Annotated in this window: 19 protein-coding genes; 7 read left to right on the forward strand and 12 right to left on the reverse strand. The window is 73.3% G+C overall.

The features are described from left to right. Window positions 1-3: 3 nt before the first annotated feature. The 8 genes from AB0F82_RS05655 to AB0F82_RS05690 all read right to left on the reverse strand — a co-directional run bounded on the left by AB0F82_RS05655 (window position 4) and on the right by AB0F82_RS05690 (window position 11,251). Window positions 4-648 carry a 4'-phosphopantetheinyl transferase family protein gene (locus tag AB0F82_RS05655; protein ID WP_362624315.1) on the reverse strand — a complete coding sequence of 215 codons (645 nt, stop codon included), beginning with the start codon at window positions 646-648 and terminating at the stop codon, window positions 4-6. Next, complete coding sequence (locus tag AB0F82_RS05660) at window positions 648-4,586, reverse strand: amino acid adenylation domain-containing protein (protein ID WP_362624317.1); 3,939 nt, start codon at window positions 4,584-4,586, stop codon at window positions 648-650. Before AB0F82_RS05660 ends, AB0F82_RS05655 begins: the two co-directional genes overlap by 1 nt. A 15-nt stretch (window positions 4,587-4,601) precedes the next feature. Further along, window positions 4,602-5,816 (reverse strand): cytochrome P450, encoded by a 1,215-nt coding sequence (locus AB0F82_RS05665; protein WP_362624319.1) that lies wholly within the window; start codon window positions 5,814-5,816, stop codon window positions 4,602-4,604. A gap of 1 nt (window position 5,817) precedes the next feature. After that, window positions 5,818-6,021, reverse strand: coding sequence for an MbtH family protein (locus AB0F82_RS05670; RefSeq protein WP_390076834.1), 204 nt, complete (start codon window positions 6,019-6,021; stop codon window positions 5,818-5,820). A gap of 16 nt (window positions 6,022-6,037) precedes the next feature. Beyond that, complete coding sequence (locus AB0F82_RS05675; protein WP_356811381.1) at window positions 6,038-6,784, reverse strand: thioesterase II family protein; 747 nt, start codon at window positions 6,782-6,784, stop codon at window positions 6,038-6,040. 3 nt (window positions 6,785-6,787) lie between these two features. Further along, window positions 6,788-8,617, reverse strand: a complete 1,830-nt coding sequence (locus tag AB0F82_RS05680) for a non-ribosomal peptide synthetase (RefSeq protein WP_362624321.1) — start codon at window positions 8,615-8,617, stop codon at window positions 6,788-6,790. Beyond that, window positions 8,614-10,125: an aldehyde dehydrogenase family protein gene (locus tag AB0F82_RS05685; RefSeq protein WP_362624428.1), complete on the reverse strand. Its 1,512-nt coding sequence runs from the start codon at window positions 10,123-10,125 to the stop codon at window positions 8,614-8,616. The genes AB0F82_RS05680 and AB0F82_RS05685 overlap by 4 nt, the downstream gene beginning before the upstream one ends. 127 nt (window positions 10,126-10,252) lie before the next feature. Continuing rightward, on the reverse strand, window positions 10,253-11,251 hold the full coding sequence (locus tag AB0F82_RS05690; protein WP_362624323.1) for an AfsR/SARP family transcriptional regulator: 999 nt from the start codon (window positions 11,249-11,251) through the stop codon (window positions 10,253-10,255). 176 nt (window positions 11,252-11,427) lie between these two features. On the opposite strand from AB0F82_RS05690, the gene AB0F82_RS05695 reads away from it, so the two are divergent. The 3 genes from AB0F82_RS05695 (at window position 11,428) to AB0F82_RS05705 (ending at window position 15,016) form a co-directional block, all read left to right on the forward strand. Continuing rightward, window positions 11,428-13,029, forward strand: a complete 1,602-nt coding sequence (locus AB0F82_RS05695; protein ID WP_356811384.1) for a tryptophan halogenase family protein — start codon at window positions 11,428-11,430, stop codon at window positions 13,027-13,029. A gap of 84 nt (window positions 13,030-13,113) precedes the next feature. Next, the gene (locus AB0F82_RS05700) at window positions 13,114-13,734 is read left to right on the forward strand and encodes a flavin reductase family protein (RefSeq protein WP_362624325.1); all 621 of its coding nucleotides are present in this window, start codon (window positions 13,114-13,116) and stop codon (window positions 13,732-13,734) included. Then, window positions 13,721-15,016, forward strand: coding sequence for a cation:proton antiporter domain-containing protein (locus AB0F82_RS05705; protein WP_356811386.1), 1,296 nt, complete (start codon window positions 13,721-13,723; stop codon window positions 15,014-15,016). The genes AB0F82_RS05700 and AB0F82_RS05705 overlap by 14 nt, the downstream gene beginning before the upstream one ends. A gap of 35 nt (window positions 15,017-15,051) precedes the next feature. On the opposite strand, the gene AB0F82_RS05710 is transcribed toward AB0F82_RS05705, so the two are convergent. The 4 genes from AB0F82_RS05710 to AB0F82_RS05725 are packed head-to-tail and all read right to left on the reverse strand — an operon-like array spanning window position 15,052 to window position 18,204. Continuing rightward, complete coding sequence (locus tag AB0F82_RS05710; protein ID WP_356811387.1) at window positions 15,052-15,561, reverse strand: GNAT family N-acetyltransferase; 510 nt, start codon at window positions 15,559-15,561, stop codon at window positions 15,052-15,054. A gap of 43 nt (window positions 15,562-15,604) precedes the next feature. Beyond that, window positions 15,605-16,033 carry a universal stress protein gene (locus AB0F82_RS05715; protein WP_356811388.1) on the reverse strand — a complete coding sequence of 143 codons (429 nt, stop codon included), beginning with the start codon at window positions 16,031-16,033 and terminating at the stop codon, window positions 15,605-15,607. 16 nt (window positions 16,034-16,049) lie between these two features. Continuing rightward, window positions 16,050-17,558: an APC family permease gene (locus AB0F82_RS05720; RefSeq protein WP_362624328.1), complete on the reverse strand. Its 1,509-nt coding sequence runs from the start codon at window positions 17,556-17,558 to the stop codon at window positions 16,050-16,052. Window positions 17,559-17,610: 52 nt separating this feature from the next. Further along, the gene (locus tag AB0F82_RS05725; protein ID WP_362624330.1) at window positions 17,611-18,204 is read right to left on the reverse strand and encodes a histidine phosphatase family protein; all 594 of its coding nucleotides are present in this window, start codon (window positions 18,202-18,204) and stop codon (window positions 17,611-17,613) included. A gap of 217 nt (window positions 18,205-18,421) precedes the next feature. Here AB0F82_RS05725 and AB0F82_RS05730 point away from each other — a divergent pair, with 217 nt between their 5' ends. The 4 genes from AB0F82_RS05730 to AB0F82_RS05745 all read left to right on the forward strand — a co-directional run bounded on the left by AB0F82_RS05730 (window position 18,422) and on the right by AB0F82_RS05745 (window position 21,402). After that, window positions 18,422-18,724 carry a hypothetical protein gene (locus AB0F82_RS05730; RefSeq protein WP_362624332.1) on the forward strand — a complete coding sequence of 101 codons (303 nt, stop codon included), beginning with the start codon at window positions 18,422-18,424 and terminating at the stop codon, window positions 18,722-18,724. A 10-nt stretch (window positions 18,725-18,734) separates the two neighbouring features. Further along, the gene (locus AB0F82_RS05735) at window positions 18,735-19,214 is read left to right on the forward strand and encodes an Lrp/AsnC family transcriptional regulator (protein WP_030657485.1); all 480 of its coding nucleotides are present in this window, start codon (window positions 18,735-18,737) and stop codon (window positions 19,212-19,214) included. 45 nt (window positions 19,215-19,259) lie between these two features. Continuing rightward, a complete protein-coding gene (locus AB0F82_RS05740) occupies window positions 19,260-19,955 on the forward strand; it encodes an HAD family hydrolase (RefSeq protein WP_362624334.1) in 696 nt (231 codons plus the stop codon). An 82-nt stretch (window positions 19,956-20,037) separates the two neighbouring features. After that, entirely contained in the window at window positions 20,038-21,402 is a 1,365-nt protein-coding gene (locus tag AB0F82_RS05745) for a cytochrome P450 (protein WP_362624336.1), read from the forward strand. Window positions 21,403-21,448 lie beyond the last annotated feature (46 nt).

Consider the following 21,448-nt stretch of genomic DNA (forward strand, 5'->3'; position numbering starts at 1 on the left):
CTTTCAGCCGAGCAGCCGCAGCCGCATCTCCTCGCGGGCCGCCACACATCCGACGGCCTCCGCGCCGCCCCAGTCCAGCAGCCGCCAGCCGTGCCAGCGCGGCGGCTCCTGCCCGTACACGGGAACGTCGAGGCGGGCGGGCTCGTCGAGCGTGCCCGCCCCGACCTTGACCAGGGACTCCTTTCGTACCCACTGGCGCAGGAAGGCGCGCCGCGGGTGGGTGTCCGACCGCAGGGCGGCCAGTTCCTCCTCCGTGCAGACGGACGAGGCCGTCCGCCAGTCCACGTCCCCGTCGCCGACGGCCTCCACGTCCACGCCGACCGGGCCGTCGGCCGCGGCGGCCGCGACCCAGCCCCGGGTGTGCGCGAGGCTGACGCCGGTGCCGGGCGCCTCGACCAGCCGCGGCATGCCGTGCGGCCGGTCGCACGAACCGCAGCTCTGAACGACGGTGAGGCCCTGCGCCGGGCGGCCCAGGAGCCGCCCGGCGCAGAGCCGGACCAGTGCGTGCGCGGCCAGGAAGTCGTCGCGGTCGCCGGCCGACCGGAGGGCGCCGGCGCGGTCCAGTTCGGTACGGGTCAGCAGCTCCCGTACGTCGCCGGCCGCCGCCAGCACCGCTCCGGTCGGCCCGGCCAGTGCGAGACCGGCCATCAGCGCCTGCGGCGCAGCACCGCGTAGTAGCCGGGCAGCCGCAGGGCGTCGGAGTCCGACTGGGGGTCGATGGCGTGCAGTTCTATCGCCTCGTCCTCGACGATCTCCCAGCCCTCGGCGCCGAACGCCTCGGCCAGTTCGGGCCGGGTGAAACGGTGCGAGTGACGGACGCCGGCCGCCTCCAGCGGGCCGACCAGGTCCTCGGCGCGGCCGCGCTTGCCGCCCACGAAGCCCAGGTAGCCGAAGGAGTTGCTGGAGTAGTCGGGCTCGTGCACGATCAGCGTTCCCTCCTCGCCCAGCAGCCGGTCGGCGACCGCGGCGAGCCGGGCCCGGGCCTCGGTGTCCAGGACGTGGAAGACACCGCGGACGAAGATGTTGTAGGGCCCCTCCCCCAGGACCGCGGCCTGTTCGGCGTCGGTCATGTCGATCGCCAGGTAGTCGACGTTCGCCACGCCCTCGGCCTCGCGCTTGGCGTGGTCGATGGCGCTGGCGGAGACGTCGACGCCGATGACCGACGGGTAGTGCGGGGCGAGTTCCCGGCTGTAGCGGCCGTTGCCGCAGCCGAGGTCGATGAGCGGCAGGTCGGCGCGGAAGTGGCGCTGCGCCTGGTCGAGGAGCCACTGGAACTCCTCGCCGCTGTCGGCGTCCCAGATGACGTCGCCGCCGCGGCCGGTGCGCCGGATCCCGGCCCAGTAGCGCTCCCAGGCGTCGCCGGTGTCGCGCTCCTGCGCCTGGCCCCCGTCCAGGACCTCCTCGCCGGGCGGCGGGGAGTACCGCTCCCAGACCTCGTCCTCGCCGAGGGCCTCCAGCAGCGCCGTGAACTCTTCGAACATGGAGTCGATGAGCCCGTCGGGGTAGACGGCGGGCAGGAAGTCCCAGTTGAAGGTGAGTCCTTCGGGCTTCTCGAAGACCTGGAAGTCCAGGGAGACCTGCGGGGTCTGGGAGATCCCGTAGACCGGGGCGCCCAGTTCGGTCTCCTCGTACTGCGGCGGGTGGCCGGCCAGGCTGGTCATGACCACGGGCATGGCCGGGGCGAGGGAGCCGCGCAGCTTGGTGAGCTCGCGCAGGACCTGCACCCCGCTGAAGTAGCGGTGTTCCAGGTCGGCCCAGAGGCGGCGTTGGACGCCCTGGGCGCGCCCGGCGAAGGTGGAGTCCTGCTGTTCGACGGCGAGCAGCAGGGTGGTGGTGGTGTCGGCGAGCAGCGCGTTGACCTGCGGGTGCAGCGGGAGCCGGTTGAAGAGCGGGAAGTTGATGGTGAACCGGGCCTGGCCGGAGGCCTTCCCGAGGATCTCGGCGTAGGCGGCGGCCAGCACCCCGGAGGGGGTCACCTCGCGGGCGTGTGCCCGCTCCTGGATCCGGGTCCACAGCTCCGGGGAGACGACGTGGCTGCGCCGCTCGAAGCGGACCGGCAGTTCGGGGGCGTCGGCCGGGCGCTGCGGCAGCTCGGGGGCGGGCGGGAGGGTGGCGAGGCGGTCGCGCCAGTACCACTCGGAGCGCCGGTAGATCTCGCTGTCGCGCAGCGAATTGCCGACGGCGAGCACGTAGTCGCGGAAGGTCAGCTCCAGCGGTGCGAGTTCGGCGTCCGGTTCCACGTAGTAGGTGACCAGGTCGGGGATGAGGACCTGGAAGTAGCTCCAGGCGTCGGCGACGAGGAAGTCGAGCGAGAGGTGGATCCGGGCCCGGCCGCCGCCGAGCAGGCTGATCCGGACGTCGAACAGCGGCCAGGCGTCGGCGTCGAGGACCTGGTGGGACAGCCGCTCGCGCAGGGCGGCCAGTTCGGCCGTGCGGGTCTCCTCGCCCTGGCCGCCGAAGTCGGTGACGGGGATCTCGTAGGCCGGGATCTCCTCGAAGACCTGCTGGGTGCCGTCGGGCAGGACACGGGTGCGCAGTGCGTCGTGGCGTTCGACCAGTCGGCGCCAGGCCCTCTCGAAGCGGGGTACGTCGAGCTTCTCGCTCTCCCACTCGAAGTAGCCGTGGCAGCCGACGTTGCCGAGTTCGACGAGTCCGCCGCGGCCGATCCACAGCGCCTGCTGGCTCTCGGTCAGCGGGAACGGCTCGAACCGTGCGGCCGGGTCGGGGACGATCGCGGGAAGGCCGCCGAAGGAGCCGCGGCCGCCGGCGCGTTCGGTGGTGACCAGGGTGGCGAGCTCGGCGACGGTGGGGCAGGTGGACAGGTCGGAGAGGCTCAGCTCGACGCCGTAGCGGCGGCGGATCTCGTCGATGAGCTGGAAGGCCAGCAGCGAGTGTCCGCCCAGCTCGAAGAAGTTGTCGTGGATGCCGACGCCGTCGGTGCGGAACGCCTCGGCCCACAGGCGGCTCAGCCCGTCCTCGACCTCGTTGCGCGGTGCCTCGTAGCCGGCGCCGACGCCGTCGCGGCCCTCCGGGGGTTCGGGCAGGCTGCGCCGGTCGACCTTGCCGTTGGGCAGCCGCGGGAGGGAGGGCAGCACGACGACGGCCGCGGGGACCATGTAGTAGGGCAGGGTGCGGGCGACTTCGGCGCGCACGGCGGCCGAGTCGGGTTCGGCCTCGCCGGCCGGGGAGACGTAGGCGATGAGCCGCTTGTCGCCGGGGCCGCGTTCCTGGGTGGCGACGACGGCCTCGGCGATGCCGTCGAGGCGTGCGATGTGCGTCTCGACCTCGCCGAGCTCGACGCGGAAGCCGCGGATCTTGACCTGGGAGTCGGACCGGCCGAGGAGCTCGACGGCGCCGTCCTCGCGGCGGCGGGCGAGGTCTCCGGTGTCGTAGAGCACCGGGTGCGGGTCGTCGGGGAGGAAGTTGGGGTGGAACTTGGCTGCGGTGAGTTCGGGGCGGCCGTGGTAGCCGGCGGCGACCCCGGCTCCGGAGACGTGCAGCCGGCCGACCTCCCCCTCGGGGACCGGGCGGCCGTCCTCGTCCAGGAGGTGGACGCGGAGGTTGGCGATGGGCACGCCGACCGGGACCTGGCGGGTGGCGCGGATCTCCTCGGGGGTGGCCTGGCTGGTGAAGTCGGTGCCGGCGCCGAGGTCGAGGCAGGACAGGACGTTGGTGGTCTCGGTGGTGCCGTAGGTCATCACCACGCGGAAGGGGGTGTCGACGGGCGGCCAGCTGTGGACGCGCTCGGCCGTGGTCACCAGGATCCGCAGCGCCGTGTCCGCGGGCCAGTCCAGGCCCCACGCGGGCTCGGCCAGCGCCGCCACCAGCATGGTGTGGGTGATGCCCTCGCCGACCAGCCAGTCGCGGATCTGCTCGGGGGTCTGCGCCTGGCCCGCCTCGGGGATGTGGATCGCGGCGCCGGCCGGCAGGTAGGCGAGCCACTCCATGATCTGGACGGCGAAACCGGGGGTGGACATCCAGGAGGCGCGGTCGCCGGGGCGGACCCCGTAGGCGCGGGTGGTCCAGTGGACGAGGTTGGTCAGCGCGCCGTGCCGTTCCAGGACGGCCTTGGGGGTGCCGGTGGAGCCTGAGGTGTAGATGAGGTGGCTGACGGTGTCGGGTCCGGTGACGGATGCGGGCGCCGTGTCCGGCATGCCCTTTCCGGCGGTGGCGACCTCGTCCCGCGGGACGTCCTCGGGTATCCGGCGGCCGAGTTCGGCCGGGGTGAGCACGAGCAGCGGATCCGCGTCGGCGATCATCGCGGCGAGCCGGTCGTCGGGGTTGACCGGGTCGAGGGCGACGATCGCGGCGCCGGTCTTGAGGATGGCCAGGGAGCCGAGGACGTATTCGGCGCTGCGCGGGTAGCAGAGCCCGATCCGGGTACCGGGCGCGGCTCCGCGGGCGATCAGGGCGTGCGCCAGGCGGTTGGTGGCGGCCTCCAGTTCGGCGTAGGTCCAGGTGCGGCCGCCCTGCGCGAGGGCGGTGGCCGTGGGGGTGCGGGCGGCCTGTCCGGCGAGGAGTTCCGGGTACCCGGTCGTGGGGAACGCGGCGTCCGAACGGTTGAAGTCGACGAGTGCGGTGGTCACAGTACGGGCCCTTTCTTACTTCGCGAAGGCTCGGCTGCGCAGCAGCCGCACGGGGAGACTGTTGATCCCCCAGGTGAAGTTGGACGAGTTGAAGGTGGCCGGGCCGGTCAGTTCGAACCCGTCCAGTACGGCGAGCATCTCGGTGAGCAGGGCGCCGAGTTCGAAGCGGGCGAGGCGGGCGCCGAGGCAGAGGTGGCGGCCGTGCCCGAAGGCGACGTGCCGGTTGGGGCGGCGGTCGACCCGGAAGGAGTGCGGGTCGGCGAAGACGTCCTCGTCCCGGTTGGCCGAGACGTTCCACAGCGTGACGCGGGCGCCGGCTGCGACGGGGATCCCGTTGATCTCGGTGTCGTGGGCGGCGGTGCGCAGGGCGTGCACCCCGGGCGTGGTCCAGCGCAGGATCTCCTCGACGGCGGGGGCGATGCCGTCCTGGCCGAGGCCGCGCAGCAGCCGCCACTGGTCGGGGTGCTCGGCGAACATGTGGACCGCGCCGGCCGCCGAGTAGCGGGTGGTCTCGTTGGCCCCGGACAGGACGCCGTTGAGGTTGAAGACGATCTCGTGGTCGCTGAGCGGCCGTTCGCTGCCGTCGCCCTCGTCCACGAGGGTGTCGTGGGCGATCTGGCTGACCAGGTCCTCGCCGGGGCGGGCCCGGCGTTCGGCGAGCAGCTCGATGAAGTAGAGGAAGATCTCCGAGTGGGCGCTGCTGCGCACCGCTTCGTCCGGGGAGTCGAAGGCGTCGGTGGTCAGGGCGCCGATCCAGGCCCAGTCGGCGCGCGGGATGCCCAGGATCGCGCAGACCACCCGGTTGGGCAGCTGTTTGGCGAGGTCGATGAAGTCCAGTTCGTCGCGTTCGGCGGCCTCGGTGACCAGTTCGCCGACGACCTTCTCGACGAGGGCCTCCAGGCGCGGCATCTGCTGCGGGCCGAAGGCCTGTCCGAGGGCCCGCTTGAGGCGGGTGTGGTGCGGGACGTCGGAGACGATGAGCATGCGCTGGGCGACCGCGGCGACGGCGGCCGGGTCGCTGCCCAGCCGCATCCCGCGGCCGGATGTGAAGGTGTCGCTGTCGGCGTAGACCTTCATGATGTCGCGGTGCCGGCTCAGCGCCCAGAAGCCGCCGTCCTCGCTGCCGGGCTCGGGGTGCCAGTGGACGGGCGAGTTGGCGCGCAGCCAGGTGAAGGTCGGCCAGAAGTCGTTGCGGCCGAAGGGGCCCGGGTCGAGCAGGTCGATCTCCATCTCAGGCTCCTCGCAGGCTGAGCGGGCGGGTGTCGGGCCAGTGGGCGTCGACGAAGGCGGCGCATTCGTCCTCGGTGCCGTCGAAGCCGGCCGGCGTCCAGCCGTCGGGCGTCTCGCGCGTGGCGGGGTACAGCGCGTACTGCCCCTCGTGGTTCACGAGGACCTGGTGGGTGGTGGGCACGGTGTCCTCCGGGCTCGGGCCGATGGGTGCGGGCGGGCTGTCAGGCGGTCGGGGAGAGGGGCGCGCCCTCGCCCCGCAACAGGGCGCTCAGGTGGTCCAGTACGGGCTGGGGGCGGCGCAGTACGGCGTGGTGGCCGCCGGTGGTGGTGTGCCGGGAGAAGCCGGCGGTGGTGACCGCCGCCCAGCCGTCCAGGTCGGCCGTGCTGACGGTCTCGTCGCCGTCGGCCCCCCAGGCGTGCACGGGCACGGAGAGCAGGACGCCCGGCCGGTGGACGTAGCTCAGGGACAGCTGGGCGTCCTTGCGAAGCATCCCGACCATCAGGGCGCGGGTGTCCTCGTCGAGCAGTCGGGGATCGAGGTCGGCGGTGTCGAAGAGCTTGTCGAGCTCCTCCCCGTCGTCGACGATGCCGCGGCCGGCTCCGGTCCAGTGGCCGGGCGCCCGGCAGCCGCTGACCACCAGGGCGCGCGGGGTGACCCGGCGCGAGACCTCGTAGCCGAGGAGGCCGCCGAAGCTGTGCCCGAAGACGATCAACGGCCGGTTCCCGACGGTGGACACCAGTTCGGCCGCGATGGCCTCGACGGCCTCCTCGAAGGTGTCCGGCATGGGCTCCCGCCAGCGGTTCTCCCGGCCCGGCAGCTGTACGCCGTACACCTGCGCGGTGCCCTCCAGCGCGGGCTGCCAGGCGCGGAACTGCTGGCATCCCGCCCCGGCGGGGGGCAGGCACAGCAGTACGGGAAGGGCCGGGTCGGCGGGGTCCGCCGTCCAGGTGGAGATCCAGGTGCCCATGGCCTACGCCCCTTCGGCGGCGTCGGCCGCGTCGGTGTCGGCCCCGCCCTGTTCGGCCGCGAGCCGGTCGATCTCGGCGGCGACGTCGGCGACCGTCGGCCGGGCCAGCAGCGCACCGAGGCCGACGCGCAGGCCGGTGGCGCGGCGCAGCTCCGACACCGCGCGGGCGGCGGCCAGGGAGTGGCCGCCCAGATCGAAGAAGTCCGCCTCGGGGCCGGTGACCTCGCTGCCGAGCACCTCGGCCCACACGGTCATCACGATGCGCTCGCTCGGGCTCACCGCGGCGCCGGCGGCGCCCGGTCCGTCGCCGCGTTCCGGCTCCGCCAGGGCCCGGGCCAGCGCCGCGCGGTCGGCCTTGCCGGTCGCCAGGGTCGGGATCCGGTCCAGTACCCGCACCGTGCCCGGGACCGCTGCCGCGGGCAGCTGCTTGCGGCAGCGCTCCACGACCCGGGTGGCGAGCCCCGCCGGGTCGGCCACGCCGGGTGCCGCGACGACGGCGAGGCCGAGGTTCTGCCCGGGGGCCAGCGGGCAGCAGGCGGCGGCGACGACCTCGGGGAGTTCGGCGGCGACGCGCTCCACCTCGCCGAGTTCGATGCGGTGGCCGCGGATCTTCACCTGGTCGTCCCGGCGGCCCCGGTACTCCAGTTCGCCGCCGTCGCGGCGGATCACCACGTCGCCGGTGCGGTACATGCGGGTGCCGCCTCCCTGGAAGGGGTCGGGCAGGAAGCGGCTGGCGGTGAGTCCTGGGCGGCCCCGGTAGCCGCGGGCGACGGCGGGCCCGCCGAGGTAGAGCTCGCCCTCGGTGCCCGCGGGCACCGGCCGCAGCTCCTCGTCCAGCACGTACGCCCGGTAGCCGGGCAGCGGGCGTCCGATGCTGGTCACGTCGTCCCCTCGTCGGCTGTCGGCCCAGGTGGCGGCGATGGTCACCTCCGTCGGCCCGTACACGTTGAGCAGCCGGCGGCCCCGGGCGAACCGCTCGGCCAGTGCGGCGGGGCAGGCCTCCCCGGCGACGACTACCACCTCGGCGGCGTCGAGGCCCGCGCCGTGGGCGGCGAGCAGCGATGGTGTGAGGGAGACCGTGCGCAGTCCGGCGGGCAGCGGCTCGCGGCCCTCCGCGGCGGCCTGGCGCAGTCCGTCGAGGGAGAGGTCGGTGAGGGCCACCCCCTGGCCGTGGACGAGGTAGAGCAGGGTGCACCAGAGCCAGCCGTCGAAGGCGGGCGAGACGGCGTTGAGTCCGAGTCCGCCGGGGGGCAGGCCGAGTCCGCGGAGGGCCTCGACGAAGGTGTCCAGGCCGCGGTAGGTGACCTCGACGCCCTTGGGGCGGCCGGTGGTTCCGGAGGTGTAGATGAGGTAGGCGCAGCCGTCGGGGGCGGGCGGGGACACCGCGAGTGCGCCGGGGGCGCCGCGGCGGACCTCGCGGGGGGTCAGGAGGCCGATGCCGCCGGCCTCCAGGCCGGCGGGCACTGCGGGGGCGACCAGGACGGCCGCGCCGGCGTCGCGCAGTACCCCGCCGAGGCGCTCGACGGGATGCCCCGGGTCCAGCGGTACGGCCGTCCCGCCCAGGCTCCAGACGGCGAGCAGGGCGGGCACGCTCTCCCGGGACCGGCCCAGCAGGAGCGCGACCGGGGTCTCCGGGCCGACTCCGGCGCGGGCGAGGGCGGCGGCGTACCGGGCGGTGCGGGCGGTCAGCGCCGCGTAGGTGAGGTTGCCGTCCGCGGCCTTGACCGCGGTCTCGTTCGGCTGTTCGCGGGTCCACCGTTCCAGGCGGGCGAACAGCGGCGGGAGCGCGCCCGGGGCGCTCGCCCCGGCCGCCCCGGCATGGGGCTCGGTCATCCGTCGTTCCTCTCGGTGTCCGCGGGGCGGGCGGCCTCGGTGGCCCGCAGCCGCGGGCCGACCACCTGGCCCCCCGTGCCCTGCGGGAGCTGCATCGACTTGGTCTCCAGGAAGGCCTCCAGTCCGGCCGTGCCGCACTCGCGCCCGATCCCGGACTGCTTGAACCCGCCGAACGGCGCGGCCGGGTTGAACTGGCCGCCGTTGACGTCGACCAGGCCGGAGCGGAAGCGGCGCGCCATCCGCTGGGCGCGGGCGTCGTCGCCGGACCAGACCGCGCCGTGCAGCCCGTAGCGGGTGCCGTTGACGATCCGGACCGCTTGCTCCTCGTCGTCGTAGGGGATGACGGACAGCACCGGTCCGAAGATCTCCTCCTGGGCGATCGTGGTGAGCGGGTCGACGTCGGCGAAGACCGTCGGCCGGACGTAGTAGCCGGTGTCCAGGCCGGCGGGCCGGCCGGGGCCGCCGCGGACCAGGCGGGCGCCGCCCTCCTCGACGCCGCGGCGGATGTATGCGGTGACCCGGGCGTGCGCGGCCGCGGACACCAGCGGGCCGAGGTCGGTCGCCGGATCGCGCGGGTCGCCGGTGACGTAGCCGTCCATGGCCCGGCCGGCGAGCTCCACGGCCTCGTCCTGTCGCTCGCGCGGCACCAGCAGCCTGCTCCACTGCAGGCAGGTCTGGCCGGTGTTGAAGAGCATCTGGTCGACGGTGGCGGCCACGGCCGGGGCCAGGTCCGCGTCGTCGAGGACGAGGCCGGCGTTCTTGCCGCCGAGTTCGAGGTGGACGCGCTTGAGGCGGTCGGCGCCGAGGGCGCAGACCTGGCGGCCGGCCCGGGTGGAACCGGTCAGGGAGACCACGTCGACCAGCGGGTGGGTGACCAGGGCCGTGCCTATGGAGTCGCCGGTGCCGACGACCATGTTGAAGACGCCGGGCGGCAGGTCCGCCTCGGCGACGGCCTCGGCGAGCAGCCGGGCGTGCAGCGGGGTGATCTCGCTCGGCTTGTGCACGACGGTGCAGCCGGCCGCCAGCGCCGGGAGGATCTTCTGCACGGTGAGCAGCAGCGGGGTGTTCCACGGGGTGATGCAGGCGGCGACCCCGGCGGCCTCGCGCACGACGAGCGAGTGGCCCACCCGCTGCTCGAAGGCGTAGGAGGCGGCGGTCTCGACGCAGTGCGCGGCCATGCCGAGGGAGAGCCCGACGTGGGTGTGCCGGGCCATTCGGGCGGGCGCGCCCACCTCGGCGGTGATGATCTCGGCGAAGCGGTCGGCCCGTACCTCCATGGCCTCGACGACCCTGCGCAGCAGGGCGGTCCGTTCGCGCAGCGGGGTGGCGGCCCAGCCTTCGAAGGCGGCCGCTGCGGCACGCGCCGCGAGGTCGGCGTCCCGGGCGGTACCGGCGGGGACGGTGGCCAGGGCGCGCTCGGTGGCGGGGTCGGTCACGACGAGGCGGCCGTCCGCTTCGGAGGCGACCCACGCGCCGCCGATCCACTGGTCGGTGTAACGCGGCGGCAGGGGGGCCGCGTTCGGGTCGTCGCCAGGCGGTCTGGAGCCCTGCGGCACGGTCGGCACGGTCAGCACGGTCACGGTGGAGTCCTCACTCGGTCGCGGTATTCACGGGCTCGCTGAACAGCGGTGTCGGTCACGCGGTCGCAGGGTCGGCGGTGCGGGCCAGGACGGCCGGGGCCCGGTTGTCGGGCCTGGCCCTGCGTACGGGCCGGGCCAGGGCGGTGGTACGGACCTCAGCGCTCCACGCGGGTGTTCCGGGCTGGCGCCCGGCGGGCCGCAGGGCGCGGACCGCGGCGGGGGCGCCGCCGACGGAGGCGGGCGCGGGCCCGGGTGCGGCGGCGCGGGCGGCGCCCGGGATCAGGGCGCGCAGCAGCCGCTGGGTCTCGTGGCCGGGCGCCACGGCAAGTTCGTCGCGCATCCGGCGGGCGCACAGCTCGTACCAGCGCCGTACGCAGGCCAGTTCGCCGCGTCGGCCGTGCGCGGCCATCAGCGCCCGGTAGGTCTCCTCGTGGTGGCGGTCGATCTCCAGCGTGCGCTTGCAGAGTTCGATCAGCTCCACGAAGTCCTCGCGGTCCTCGGCGTCGGCGCGCAGCACGCCCAGGGCCCGCAGGACCAGCGCCCTGAGGTATTCGCGCTGTTCGACGACCCAGTCGGCGCTCTCGCCGCGCAGGAACTCGCCGCCGTAGAGGGCGATCGCCGCCCGCAGCCGCGTCCGGGCGAGCGCGGTGTCGCCGGCGGTGGCTGCCCGCAGCCCGGCGTGTACGAGTTCCTGGAAGCGGTCGAGGTCGGACCACAGTCCGGTGACGTTGAGGACGTAGCCGAAGTCGCGGTAGACCAGCTGGATCCCGGAGTCCCCGGGGCGGTCGGGGTGGGCGTCCAGCACCCGGCGCAGTGCGTGGGCGGCGACCTTGAGCGAGCTGCCCGCGCTGCTGTCGGTGCCCGGCCACAGGGAGGCGTAGAGCCGGTCGCGGGTGAGCATCTGGCCGCGGTGGACGACGAGGTACTGGAAGAGGCCGCGGGCCTTGCCGGCCCTCCAGCGCCGTACGGGCGTCCCGTTCACGGTCAGCTCGAAATCGCCCAGGAAGCGGACGCGTACTGCCGGCCCCGCTGTCTCGGTCGCTGCGGTGGTCATCGCGTCCTCCCGGTCGTCGTCCGCCTGCCGCTGTGCCTGCGGGACGAGTGTGTTCGGGGGGCCTACAACGGGCCTACAACGGCTGGATCCTTTCGGTGTAGAGCGGTGATAGGGCGCTTTTCGACACTGATGAGCACGACCACCCGAACCGCCGACTCCGAAATGAGGGCTGTTTCATGACCAGCACCGACACCCGGCTTCAGAAGGTCGTCATCCTGGGAGGCGGCACGGCCGGCTGGATGACGGCCGCGTATCTCGGCAAGGCGCTGCAGGGAACGGTCGACATCACCGTGCTCGAAGCGCCGACGATCCCGCGCATCGGGGTCGGCGAGGCCACCGTCCCCAATCTCCAGCGTTCCTTCTTCGACTACCTGGGGATCGCCGAGGACGAGTGGATGCGGGAGTGCAACGCCAGCTTCAAGATGGCCGTGCGCTTCGTGAATTGGCGGACCGACGGACAGGGCGAGTCGACCGCCCGGGAACTGCCGGGCGGCGGTCCGGACCACTTCTACCACCCCTTCGGTCTCCTCCCGGACTACGACCAGACGCCGCTGTCGCACTACTGGTTCAAGCGCAAGTACGAGGGCCGCACCACCGAGCCGTTCGACTACGCCTGCTTCCGCGAGCCTCCCGTGATGGACGCGATGAAGGCCCCGCGCTGGCTCGACGGCCGTCCGGCCACCCGGTACGCCTGGCACTTCGACGCCCAGCTGGTGGCTGACTTCCTGCGCCGCTTCGCCACCGAGAAGCAGGGCGTGAACCACGTCCAGGACGAGATGGTCCGGGTCGAGCAGGACTCCCGCGGGTACGTGACGACGCTGCACACCAAGGGCGGACTGGCCCTGGACGCCGACCTGTTCGTGGACTGCTCCGGCTTCCGCGGGCTGCTGATCAACCAGGCGATGCAGGAGCCCTTCATCGACATGAGCGACCACCTGCTGTGCGACAGCGCGGTCGCGACGGCCGTCCCGCACGACGACGAGTCGAACGGCGTGGAGCCGTACACCTCGGCGATCGCCATGTCCTCCGGCTGGGCCTGGAAGATCCCCATGCTGGGCCGCTTCGGCACCGGCTACGTGTACTCCAGCAAGTTCACCGACCAGGACACCGCCACCCGCGAGTTCGCGGACATGTGGGGCCTGGACGTGGAGGAGACGAAGTTCAACCACATTCGCTTCCGTGTCGGCCGCAACCGCCGCGCGTGGGTGAAGAATGTGGTCAGCATCGGCCTGTCGTCCTGCTTCCTGGAGCCGCTGGAGTCGACCGGCATCTACTTCATCACGGCCGCGATCTACCAGCTGGCCAAGCACTTCCCGGACAAGACCTTCAACGAGGGCCTGGTCAACAGCTTCAACCACGAGATCGAGGTGATGTTCGACGACACCCGCGACTTCATCCAGGCGCACTTCTTCTACGCGCCGCGCAACGACACGCCGTTCTGGCAGGCCAACAAGAAGCTGGTCCTCCCCGACAACATCAAGCAGAAGATCTCCGCCTACAAGGCCGGCCTGCCCATCAACTCCCCGATCACCGACGAGTCCACGTACTACGGCAACTTCGAGGCGGAGTTCCGCAACTTCTGGACCAACGGCAGCTACTACTGCATCTTCGCCGGCCTCGGTCTGGAGCCGGACGCCCCGCTGCCCACCCTCGCGCACCGGCCCGAGTCGGTGGCCGGCGCCGAACCGCTCTTCGACACCGTCAAGCGCCAGCAGCAGAACCTGCTGGAGACCCTCCCCAGCGCCTACGACTACCTGCGCCAACTGCACGGCGCGTAAGGCCCTCCGCGACTGCGGCCCGGCAGCACGGCACTCCGCCGGCGGCCGGGCCGTTGTCGCTTCCAGCCACCTCAGGAGTCAGACATGCCCCACCGCTCCGCGCCCCATCCCGCCGCGCCGGACGAGTCGGCCAGAAACCGCCGCGCGGACCTCCGGCCCTTCATGGCTGCCTTCCCCACCGGGGTGTCCATCGTCACCACCCTGGACCCGGACAGCGGGCCCCATGGCCTGACCTGCAGCTCCGTCGCGAGCGTCGCACTCGAACCGCCCACGGTCGTGGTGTGCGTACGGGCGGCGAGCCCGACGCTCGCGGTGGTGCTCCGGCAAGGGGCCTTCGCCCTGAACCTGCTGCACGAGCGGGCTCGCGGTGCCTCCGACCTGTTCGCCTCGGGCGCGCCCGACCGCTTCGAGCGGATCGAGTGGCGGCTGCCGCTGGGGGCGGGCGGCCCGCACCTGACGGCGGACGCGCACGCCGTGGCGGACTGCGCCGTGGTCAGGACCGTCGGGTTCGGCGACCACACGGCCGTCTTCGCCGAGGTCCGCCGGGTGACCGTACGGGAGGACCCGCAGCCCCTGCTGTACGGCCTGCGCCGCTACGCCCAGTGGTCGCAGGCGGCCTCGGTCCCGCCGCCGGCCCCGCACCTCGTCCCGTCCGCCGCTCTGCGTCCCGGCGCCCCCGAAGGAGGCACCCGTGTCGTCCGTTGACCCGCTGCCCGCACTGCTGGTCGCCGTTCCGGTGGTGATCCTCGCCTGCCAGGTGGGAGCCGCGGTCTGCCGTCGCTTGGGCCAGCCCCCGGTGGTGGGCGAGATCGCCACCGGCATCCTGCTGGGCCCGTCCCTGCTGGGGTGGATCTGGCCCCAGGCCCAGCACGCGCTGTTCCCCGCGTCCGTCCTGCCGTACACCTCGGTGCTCGGCCAACTCGGCCTGCTCGCCTTCATGTTCCTGGTCGGCCTGGAGCTCGACCTGAAGAACCTGCGCGGTCACACCCGCGTCGCGGTCGCCGTGAGCCAGGCCGGAATGCTCCTGCCACTGGCCCTGGGCGCGCTCCTCGCGATCGCGATGTACGACGGTTTCGCCCCGGACGGCGTGGGCCGGATGCCGTTCACCCTGTTCATGGCCGTCGCCATGAGCATCACGGCCTTCCCCGTACTGGCCCGGATACTCATCGACCGGGGCCTGTACGCAACCCCGCTCGGAGCGCTCGCCATGGCCTGCGCGGCCGTGGACGACGTCGTCGCGTGGTGCCTGCTGGCGCTGGTGGTGGCCCTCTCCTCGGCCGGATCCCCGATGGAGGCGGCCACCACGGCCGGCCTCGCCGTGGCCTTCACCCTGGTCATGCTGTACGCGGTGCGGCCGCTGCTGGCCCGCTGGGCGGCCCGCGCCGACCGGGCCGGGGACGCGATGGTCCTGGTGGCGCTCTTCAGCGGGCTGAGCCTGTCCGCGCTGGCCACCGACCGGATCGGCGTGCACGCGCTGTTCGGCGCGTTCCTGTTCGGGGTGGTCACCCCGCGCGCCGGGGGGCGCATCGAGGTGGCGGCGGCCCGGCTGCGCGCCTTCACGGTGCCCGTGCTGCTGCCGCTGTTCTTCGTGCACACGGGGCTGCGCACCGACATCGGGGGCCTGACGGCCTCGCCCGAGCTGTGGCTGTGGACGGCCGCCATCCTGGCGGTCGCCTTCCTCGGCAAATGGGGCGGCGCCACGGGAGCGGCACGCGCGAGCGGAAGACCGTGGCGGGAGGCCCTGTCGATCGGCGCCCTGATGAACTGCCGGGGGCTGACCGAGCTGGTGGTGCTCAACGTCGGTCTCGAACTGGGCGTGATCGGGCCACAGTTGTTCACCATGCTCGTACTGATGGCGCTGGTGACGACGGCGATCACCAGCCCGGCACTGACCCGGCTGCGCGCCACGGAGGCGGCCGGGCAGGACGGGGCGACCGCGCCGGAGGTGGCCCCGTCCCCGTCCGAGAACGCGCTGTCCCGCCCCTGACGACCGGTCCCGGCCGGCGGATGCCTGACGGTTGTTCAGGTACCCGCCGGCCGCTGCCTTTCCTCGGTCAGGTCCCGTACGTAGCGGACCGCCGGGCGGCCGTCCAGTACGGTCTCCCCCGCCGGCAGGAACCCGGTGCGCTGCAGGACCGTGCGTGATCCGGTGTTGTCGACGGTCGCGGCGGCGCGCAGGGTCCGCAGCCCGTACGTGTCCGCCGCGAGCACCAGGACCTGCCGGACGGCGCTGGTGGCCAGGCCCCGGCCGGCCGCGTCCTTCGCGACGCGGAAGCCCAGTTCGGCGGAGCCGTCCTCGACGTCGATCAGGTTCACCCGTCCCAGCACCTCCCCGTCCCCGCCGATGATCAGGTGCAGGTGGTCACGGCCGGCGGCCTGCCCGGCGAGGAGTTCGTCGTGGCGGGCGTCGAAGTCGGCGAAGTACGCGTCCGTGCGGTCGGGCACCGACTCCGCGAAGTAGGCGCGGTTGGCACGTTCGAACGCGAGCAGGGCCGGGGCGTGGTCGGCTCGGAGCCGCTGGAGTTCCGTCATCGGAGCATCGTAGGGGCGTGGACCCCTCCACGGCCTGCGGGTTTCAGCGTGGCGGCGGACCCTCGGTCGGTACGCAGAGCACGGGGACCGGCGAGAGGTGCAGGAGCTTGTGCGGGGTGGAGCCGAGCAGGGCGCCGCGCATCGGGCTGTCGCCCCAGCTGCCGACGATGATGACCCGGGCACTGTGGCGTTCGGCGGCGTCGAGCAGGGCCTGGGCCGGCTTCTCGTCGACGACCTCGACCGTCGAGGGGACACCGGCGGCGTCGGCCTCCTCCACGGCGTGGGCGAGGGCGCTGCGGCCCGCCTGGCGGACGGCTTCGCGGTGGGCCCGGTACTCCTCGCCGGTGCTGCCCGGGGCGGCGGCTCCGTAGACGAGGACGAGCGGCTCTCCGAAGGCGGTGGCCACCTCCAGCGCGACGGACAGGGCGCGTTCCGCGCCGGGCGACTCGTCGTATCCAAGGACCACGGACATCGGGCCTCCTGCCTCCTCAGCGCTTCCCGGCGTGGACGAGGGCCGGGTCGACCACTCCCCGGCGCTCCTGCCAGAACCGGCCGTCGCGGACCCGCCAGAAGCACATGACGAGCACGCCGACGAGGGCGATCGCGATTCCGATGACCAGCGGCGGGCCGAGCCCGAACCAGGAGGCGCCGCTCGCCGAGTTTTCCGGGTTCGACATGTCGCCGATCGACTCGACCAGCAACCAGATCAGCAGGCCGGCGCCGACCACCGGGCCGACGCCGATGAGCAGGAGGTTGTGCGGGCCCTCCAGCAGGTGGCGGCGGTAGTAGACGGCGCAGGCCAGGCCGGTGAGCGCGTAGTAGAAGGCGATGAGCAGGGACAGCGCGGTGAGCGAGTCCAGGAGCGCGTTCTCGCTGATCTGGTTGACGATCAGGTACCAGCCGATCGCGATGCCGGCCACCCACCACGTGCTGACGTCCGGGGTCCTGAACCGAGGATGGATGTGGGCGAGGTGCGGTGGCAGGGCGTGTCGGCGGGCCATGGACAGGGCGGTGCGGGAGGCGGGGATGATCGTGGTCTGCGTGGAGGCGAGTGCGGAGGTGCAGACGGCGAGGAGCACCATCCAGTCCCAGCCGCCCATGACCTCGTGGGCGAGCACGGCGAAGATGGCCTCTTCCTCGCCCGCGTTCTCGGCGAGGAAGACGGTGCCGGCGTAGCCGACGACCGCGAAGCCCACGGACAGGTAGGTGACCAGGAGGATCACCGTCGACCAGATCCCGGCCCGGCCGGGTGCGGTGGCGGAGTTCTCGACCTCTTCGGTGAGGTTGACCGCGGATTCCCAGCCCCAGTACATGAACACGCCGAGCAGCAGTCCGCCGGTGAGGGCGGCGCCGCCGGCACCGAAGGGGTTGAGCCAGCTGATGGACGGCTCGATCTCCTCGAGGGTGCTGGTGCCGGCGTAGACGCGGTAGATGGCGACCACCGCGAAGGCCAGGAGGAAGAAGACCTGCGCGAGGATGAGGATGTCCTGGAGGTGGGCGGACAGCTCGGTGCCGATGACGCAGATCGCGGTCATGGCCAGGATCACGGCGACGGTGAGGCCCTGCCGGATCCAGGCGTTGGCGGCCCAGTCGTCCAGGCCGAAGGCGAGCAGCCCGAAGTTGACGGCGACGTCCGCGAGCGAGCCGATGACCAGCACGCCCGTCATGGCGATCGCCCAGCCTCCGAGCCAGCCCGCCCAGGGGCCCATGGCCCGGGTGACCCAGGAGAAGGTCGTGCCGCAGTCCTGGTCGACCTTGTTGAGGTAGTAGAAGGCGGCGGCGATGAGCAGCATCGGCACGAAGGAGGCCAGCATCACGCCCGGTGCGTAGATCCCGACCAGGGCCACGATCGGCCCGAGGACGGCGGCCAGGGAGTAGGCGGGCGAGGTCGAGTTCAGGCCGATGACGAGCGCGTCGAGGAACCCGATCGCGTTGGCCTTGAGCCCCGCTTCCTGCGTGGGCGTCGCGGGGCCGTCGCCCGCCCGGTCATGGCTCATGTACGCATGTTCACGCAGGCGGCCCGTGCGCGCGAGGCGAGAGGGGCGCGGCTCAGGGGCGGGTGTTCCAGCCCGCGATCACCGGGAGGCCGTGTTCGGTCGAGAGCGTGCTGACGGTGCCCGTGCGCAGCAGGAAGAGCCGCCCCTGCTCGGGCTCCAGGCGCAGGTAGCGGGCGGTCAGGACACGCAGGAAGTGACCGTGGGCGACGAGCACGACGTCGCCGTCGTCCGCGCGCAGCGCGGGGGCGGCCCGGGCCAGGACCCGGTCCGCGCGGGCGCCCACCTGGGCGGCGCTCTCGCCGGGGTGGTCCGCGTCGCCGGGCGGGACGCCGTGGGTCCACAGGGACCAGTCGGGCGTGGTCCGGTGGATCTCCACGGTGGTGATGCCCTCGTAGCCGCCGTAGTCCCACTCGTACAGGTCGGAATCGATGCCCGCGCCGGGGAGTCCGGCGAGCTCGGCGGTGGCGACGGCCCTCCGCAGCGGGCTGGTCAGCACCAGGGCCGGGCGCCGGCCCTGGAAGTAGGGCGCCAGGGAGATGGCCTCCTCGACCCCGCGCGCGGTCAGCGGTACGTCGGTGCGGCCGGTGTGCCGCCCGTTGGCGCTCCAGGCGGTCTCACCGTGTCTCACCAGCAACAGGTCACTCACCCTCCGGACCCTATGCCTTCCGGCATGTCGGCACCGGAGGACCCGGCGGGCGTGTCACTGTCGGGCTCATGGACGAGAAGCGGAAGGCCGCTGCGACGGCCGGTTCGCGGCTCCCACCGCACATGCCGGCGCTGATGGTCGCCCTGACCGCCGTGACCGGGGTGATCGAGGCGGTGAGCCTGCTCGGGCTCGGGCCCGCCTGGCGAACGTGCCGGGGGTGCCGACGACACTGGTCACCCGGTCCATGACGGCCTTCCTCGGAGGCTCCGCCATGGGGCGCGACGCCGTCTACGGATACGGGACGGCCGGCTGGAAGCTGCGCGGACTGTCCGTGCTCGCCATGTTCACCGGCGGGGCGCTCGGGGCGCTGCTGATCCGGGCCGGCTGCGCGGTGGGCCGGCTGCTGCTGCGACCGCCGTCGCGGTGCTGGTGGTGGGCCTGGCCTACCGGGGACAGGCCGCGCTGCACACGGGGCAGACCCCTGGCCGGGAACGATCGCGCTGAACTATGCCATTGGTAAAGTCCCGGGCATGGCGGTGGACGAGCTCGACACCAGAATCCTGCGCCTGCTGATCGAGCAGCCGCGCACCAGCGTCCGCGAGTACGCCCGGATCCTTGGTGTCGCGCGCGGCACCCTGCAGGCCCGGCTGGACCGGTTGGAGCGCACGGGTGTGATCACCGGCAGCGGTCCGGTGCTCTCCCCCGCGGCGCTGGGGCACCCGGTGCTGGCCTTCGTGCACATCGAGGTCACCCAGGGCCATCTGGACGACGTGGGCGACGCGCTGGCCGCCGTACCGGAGATCATCGAGGCCTTCTCGATCACCGGCGGCGGGGACCTGCTGACACGCGTGGCGGCCCGGGACAACGCCCATCTGGAGGACGTGATCCAGCGGCTGATCCAGCTCCCCGGCGTGGTCCGCACCCGGACGGAGGTGGCACTGCGCGAGCGGGTGCCGCACCGGCTGCTGCCGTTGGTCGAATCGGTGGGGAGGAACGCCCGCAAGACCTGACAGGATGGCCGAGACAGGGCGCGACAGGCAGGACGGGCACATCTGATGATTTCCGTCATATTCGATCTCGACGGCACCCTCGTGGACAGCGAGCCGAACTACTACGAGTCCGGCCGCCGCACGCTGGAGCGGCACGGCGTCCCCGATTTCACGTGGGAGCAGCACTCCCGCTTCATCGGCATCGGCACGCTGGAGACCTTGGAGGCCCTCAGGGACCGTTACGGGATCGGGGCGCCGGTCGAGCAGCTGCTCGCCGAGCAGAACGCCGCCTATCTCGACCTCGCGCGCACCCGGACCGAGGTCTTCCCGCAGATGCGGGGGCTCCTCGAACGGCTGCACGCCGAGGGGGTGCCGATGGCCGTGGCCTCCGGTTCCTCGCGCGAGGCGATCGACGCCGTACTGGCGGGCACCGGCCTGGACGCGCTGCTGGCCACGGTGGTGTCCGCCGAGGAGGTCGCCCAGGGCAAGCCCGCTCCGGACGTGTTCCTGGAGGCGGCCCGCCGGCTGGGCGCCGAGCCGGCCGACTGCGTGGTCGTGGAGGACGCGGCGCCGGGGGCGCGGGCCGCCCGCGCCGCGGGCATGGGGTGCGTCGTGGTGCCGTACTCGCCGGACATCGCGGACGACCCGGCCTTCGCGACCGCCGGGCTCCTCTTCCGGGGCGGGCAGAGGGAGTTCAGCGCGGACGCCGCGTACGGGTGGCTGACCGCACGCGCCGCGCGCACGGCACACGGGACCGGCTGACGGCGGCCGGGGCGGCGGGGCGGGCGGCAGCACGTCGGTCCTGTCCCTGGTGCCCTGCGGGCGCGGCTGTCACCATGCCTGCGTGACCGCGACCCTGCACCCGGGCACCCGCGGCGGCGGCCCGCGCCGCTGGCCCCTGCTCGGGAACCTGCCCGCCTTCGCCCGCGATCCACTGGCCTTCTTCGAGTCGTTGCGCGACGACCACGGGGACTGGGTGCCCTGGTCCCTGGGCCCCCGGCGCAACGTGCTGGTCTCCCTCCCCGAGCACGCCGGTGAACTGCTCGGCGCCGTCGAATCCACCTTCGAGCCGAGCGAACTGGGCTGGGCCTTCCGCCAGTTGCTGGGCAACGGGGTGGTGGTCGCCACCGGGGACGACTGGCGGCGCAAGCGCGCCCTGGTCCAGCCGGCCGTACGGCCGCGGCAGGTGCGCTCGTACGCCGCCACGATGGTGGAGTGCGCGGACGCACTGGCGGGCGGCTGGCAGGAGGGCGACCGGATCGACGTGCACGCGGAGATGGCCCGCCTGACCCAGCGGATCGCCGTGCGCACGCTGTTCGGCAGTGACGCCGCCGGCCGGGAGGCGCCCATCAGCGCGGCGATGGCGACGGCGCAGCGCGAACTGGGGGCGGAGTTCCGCGGGCTGACGCTGTTCCTGCCGCCCTGGGTGCGCACTCCCGGACGGCGCCGCATGCGGGAGGCGGTGGCGGTCCTCGACCGGGAGATCGAGCACGTCATCCGCGAGCACGAGGCGGCATCGGCGGCCGGTGCGGAACGCGACGACCTGCTCAGCCGGCTGCTGGCGGCGCGCGACGAGCACGGCGGGCCGCTGTCCCGAAAGGAGCTGCGGGACGAGTCGATCACCCTCTACATCGGCGGGCACGAGACCACCTCGACCACTCTGACCTGGGCCTGGCAGCTGCTGTCGGGGGCGCCGGAGGCACGGGCCCGGCTGACGGAGGAGCTGGACCGCGTGCTCGGCGGGCGGCTGCCGACGTACGACGACTACGCGCTGCTGCCGTGGACCCGGCAGGTGGTCAAGGAGACGCTGCGGATCTATCCGCCGATCTGGCTGATCTCGGCGGTGGCCACGGAGGGCGCGACCCTCGGCGGGCGCCCGGTGCCGGCGGGGACCTCGGTGTGGACCAGTCCCTGGTCGGTGCACCGCGACCGGCGGTGGTTCCCGGACCCGGAGGCCTTCCGGCCCGAGCGGTGGGACGCCGACGCCCCGCAGCCGGTGCCCGAGCACGCCTGGTTGCCCTTCGGCGGCGGCCCGCGGGCCTGCCTGGGCGCCCGGTTCGCGCTGGTGGAGGCCGCGCTCGTACTGGCCGTACTGGGACAGCGGTTCCACCTGGACAGCGGGAGCGAACGCGCCGGGGTCTTCCCCGGCCTCACGCTCCAGCCGGACCGGCCGGTGCGGGCCGCACTGCGCCGGCCCACCCGGCGCTGAGGGGGTCCGGGGACGGCGGGAAGATCCCGCGACCGCCGCAAGTTGG

The sequence above is a fragment of the Streptomyces virginiae genome, from assembly GCF_040638905.1.
GTDB lineage: Bacteria > Actinomycetota > Actinomycetes > Streptomycetales > Streptomycetaceae > Streptomyces > Streptomyces virginiae_B.

What these genes read in the sequence shown, in the direction of transcription:
- AB0F82_RS05690 (WP_362624323.1), bottom strand. Translation starts at nt 11,251, where the DNA reads ATGACCACCGCAGCGACCGAGACAGCGGGGCCGGCAGTACGCGTCCGC.
- AB0F82_RS05665 (WP_362624319.1), bottom strand. Translation starts at nt 5,816, where the DNA reads ATGGAGATCGACCTGCTCGACCCGGGCCCCTTCGGCCGCAACGACTTC.
- AB0F82_RS05695 (WP_356811384.1), top strand. Translation starts at nt 11,428, where the DNA reads ATGACCAGCACCGACACCCGGCTTCAGAAGGTCGTCATCCTGGGAGGC.
- AB0F82_RS05655 (WP_362624315.1), bottom strand. Translation starts at nt 648, where the DNA reads ATGGCCGGTCTCGCACTGGCCGGGCCGACCGGAGCGGTGCTGGCGGCG.
- AB0F82_RS05680 (WP_362624321.1), bottom strand. Translation starts at nt 8,617, where the DNA reads ATGACCGAGCCCCATGCCGGGGCGGCCGGGGCGAGCGCCCCGGGCGCG.
- AB0F82_RS05710 (WP_356811387.1), bottom strand. Translation starts at nt 15,561, where the DNA reads ATGACGGAACTCCAGCGGCTCCGAGCCGACCACGCCCCGGCCCTGCTC.
- AB0F82_RS05735 (WP_030657485.1), top strand. Translation starts at nt 18,735, where the DNA reads ATGGCGGTGGACGAGCTCGACACCAGAATCCTGCGCCTGCTGATCGAG.
- AB0F82_RS05720 (WP_362624328.1), bottom strand. Translation starts at nt 17,558, where the DNA reads ATGAGCCATGACCGGGCGGGCGACGGCCCCGCGACGCCCACGCAGGAA.
- AB0F82_RS05740 (WP_362624334.1), top strand. Translation starts at nt 19,260, where the DNA reads ATGATTTCCGTCATATTCGATCTCGACGGCACCCTCGTGGACAGCGAG.
- AB0F82_RS05675 (WP_356811381.1), bottom strand. Translation starts at nt 6,784, where the DNA reads ATGGGCACCTGGATCTCCACCTGGACGGCGGACCCCGCCGACCCGGCC.
- AB0F82_RS05715 (WP_356811388.1), bottom strand. Translation starts at nt 16,033, where the DNA reads ATGTCCGTGGTCCTTGGATACGACGAGTCGCCCGGCGCGGAACGCGCC.
- AB0F82_RS05700 (WP_362624325.1), top strand. Translation starts at nt 13,114, where the DNA reads ATGCCCCACCGCTCCGCGCCCCATCCCGCCGCGCCGGACGAGTCGGCC.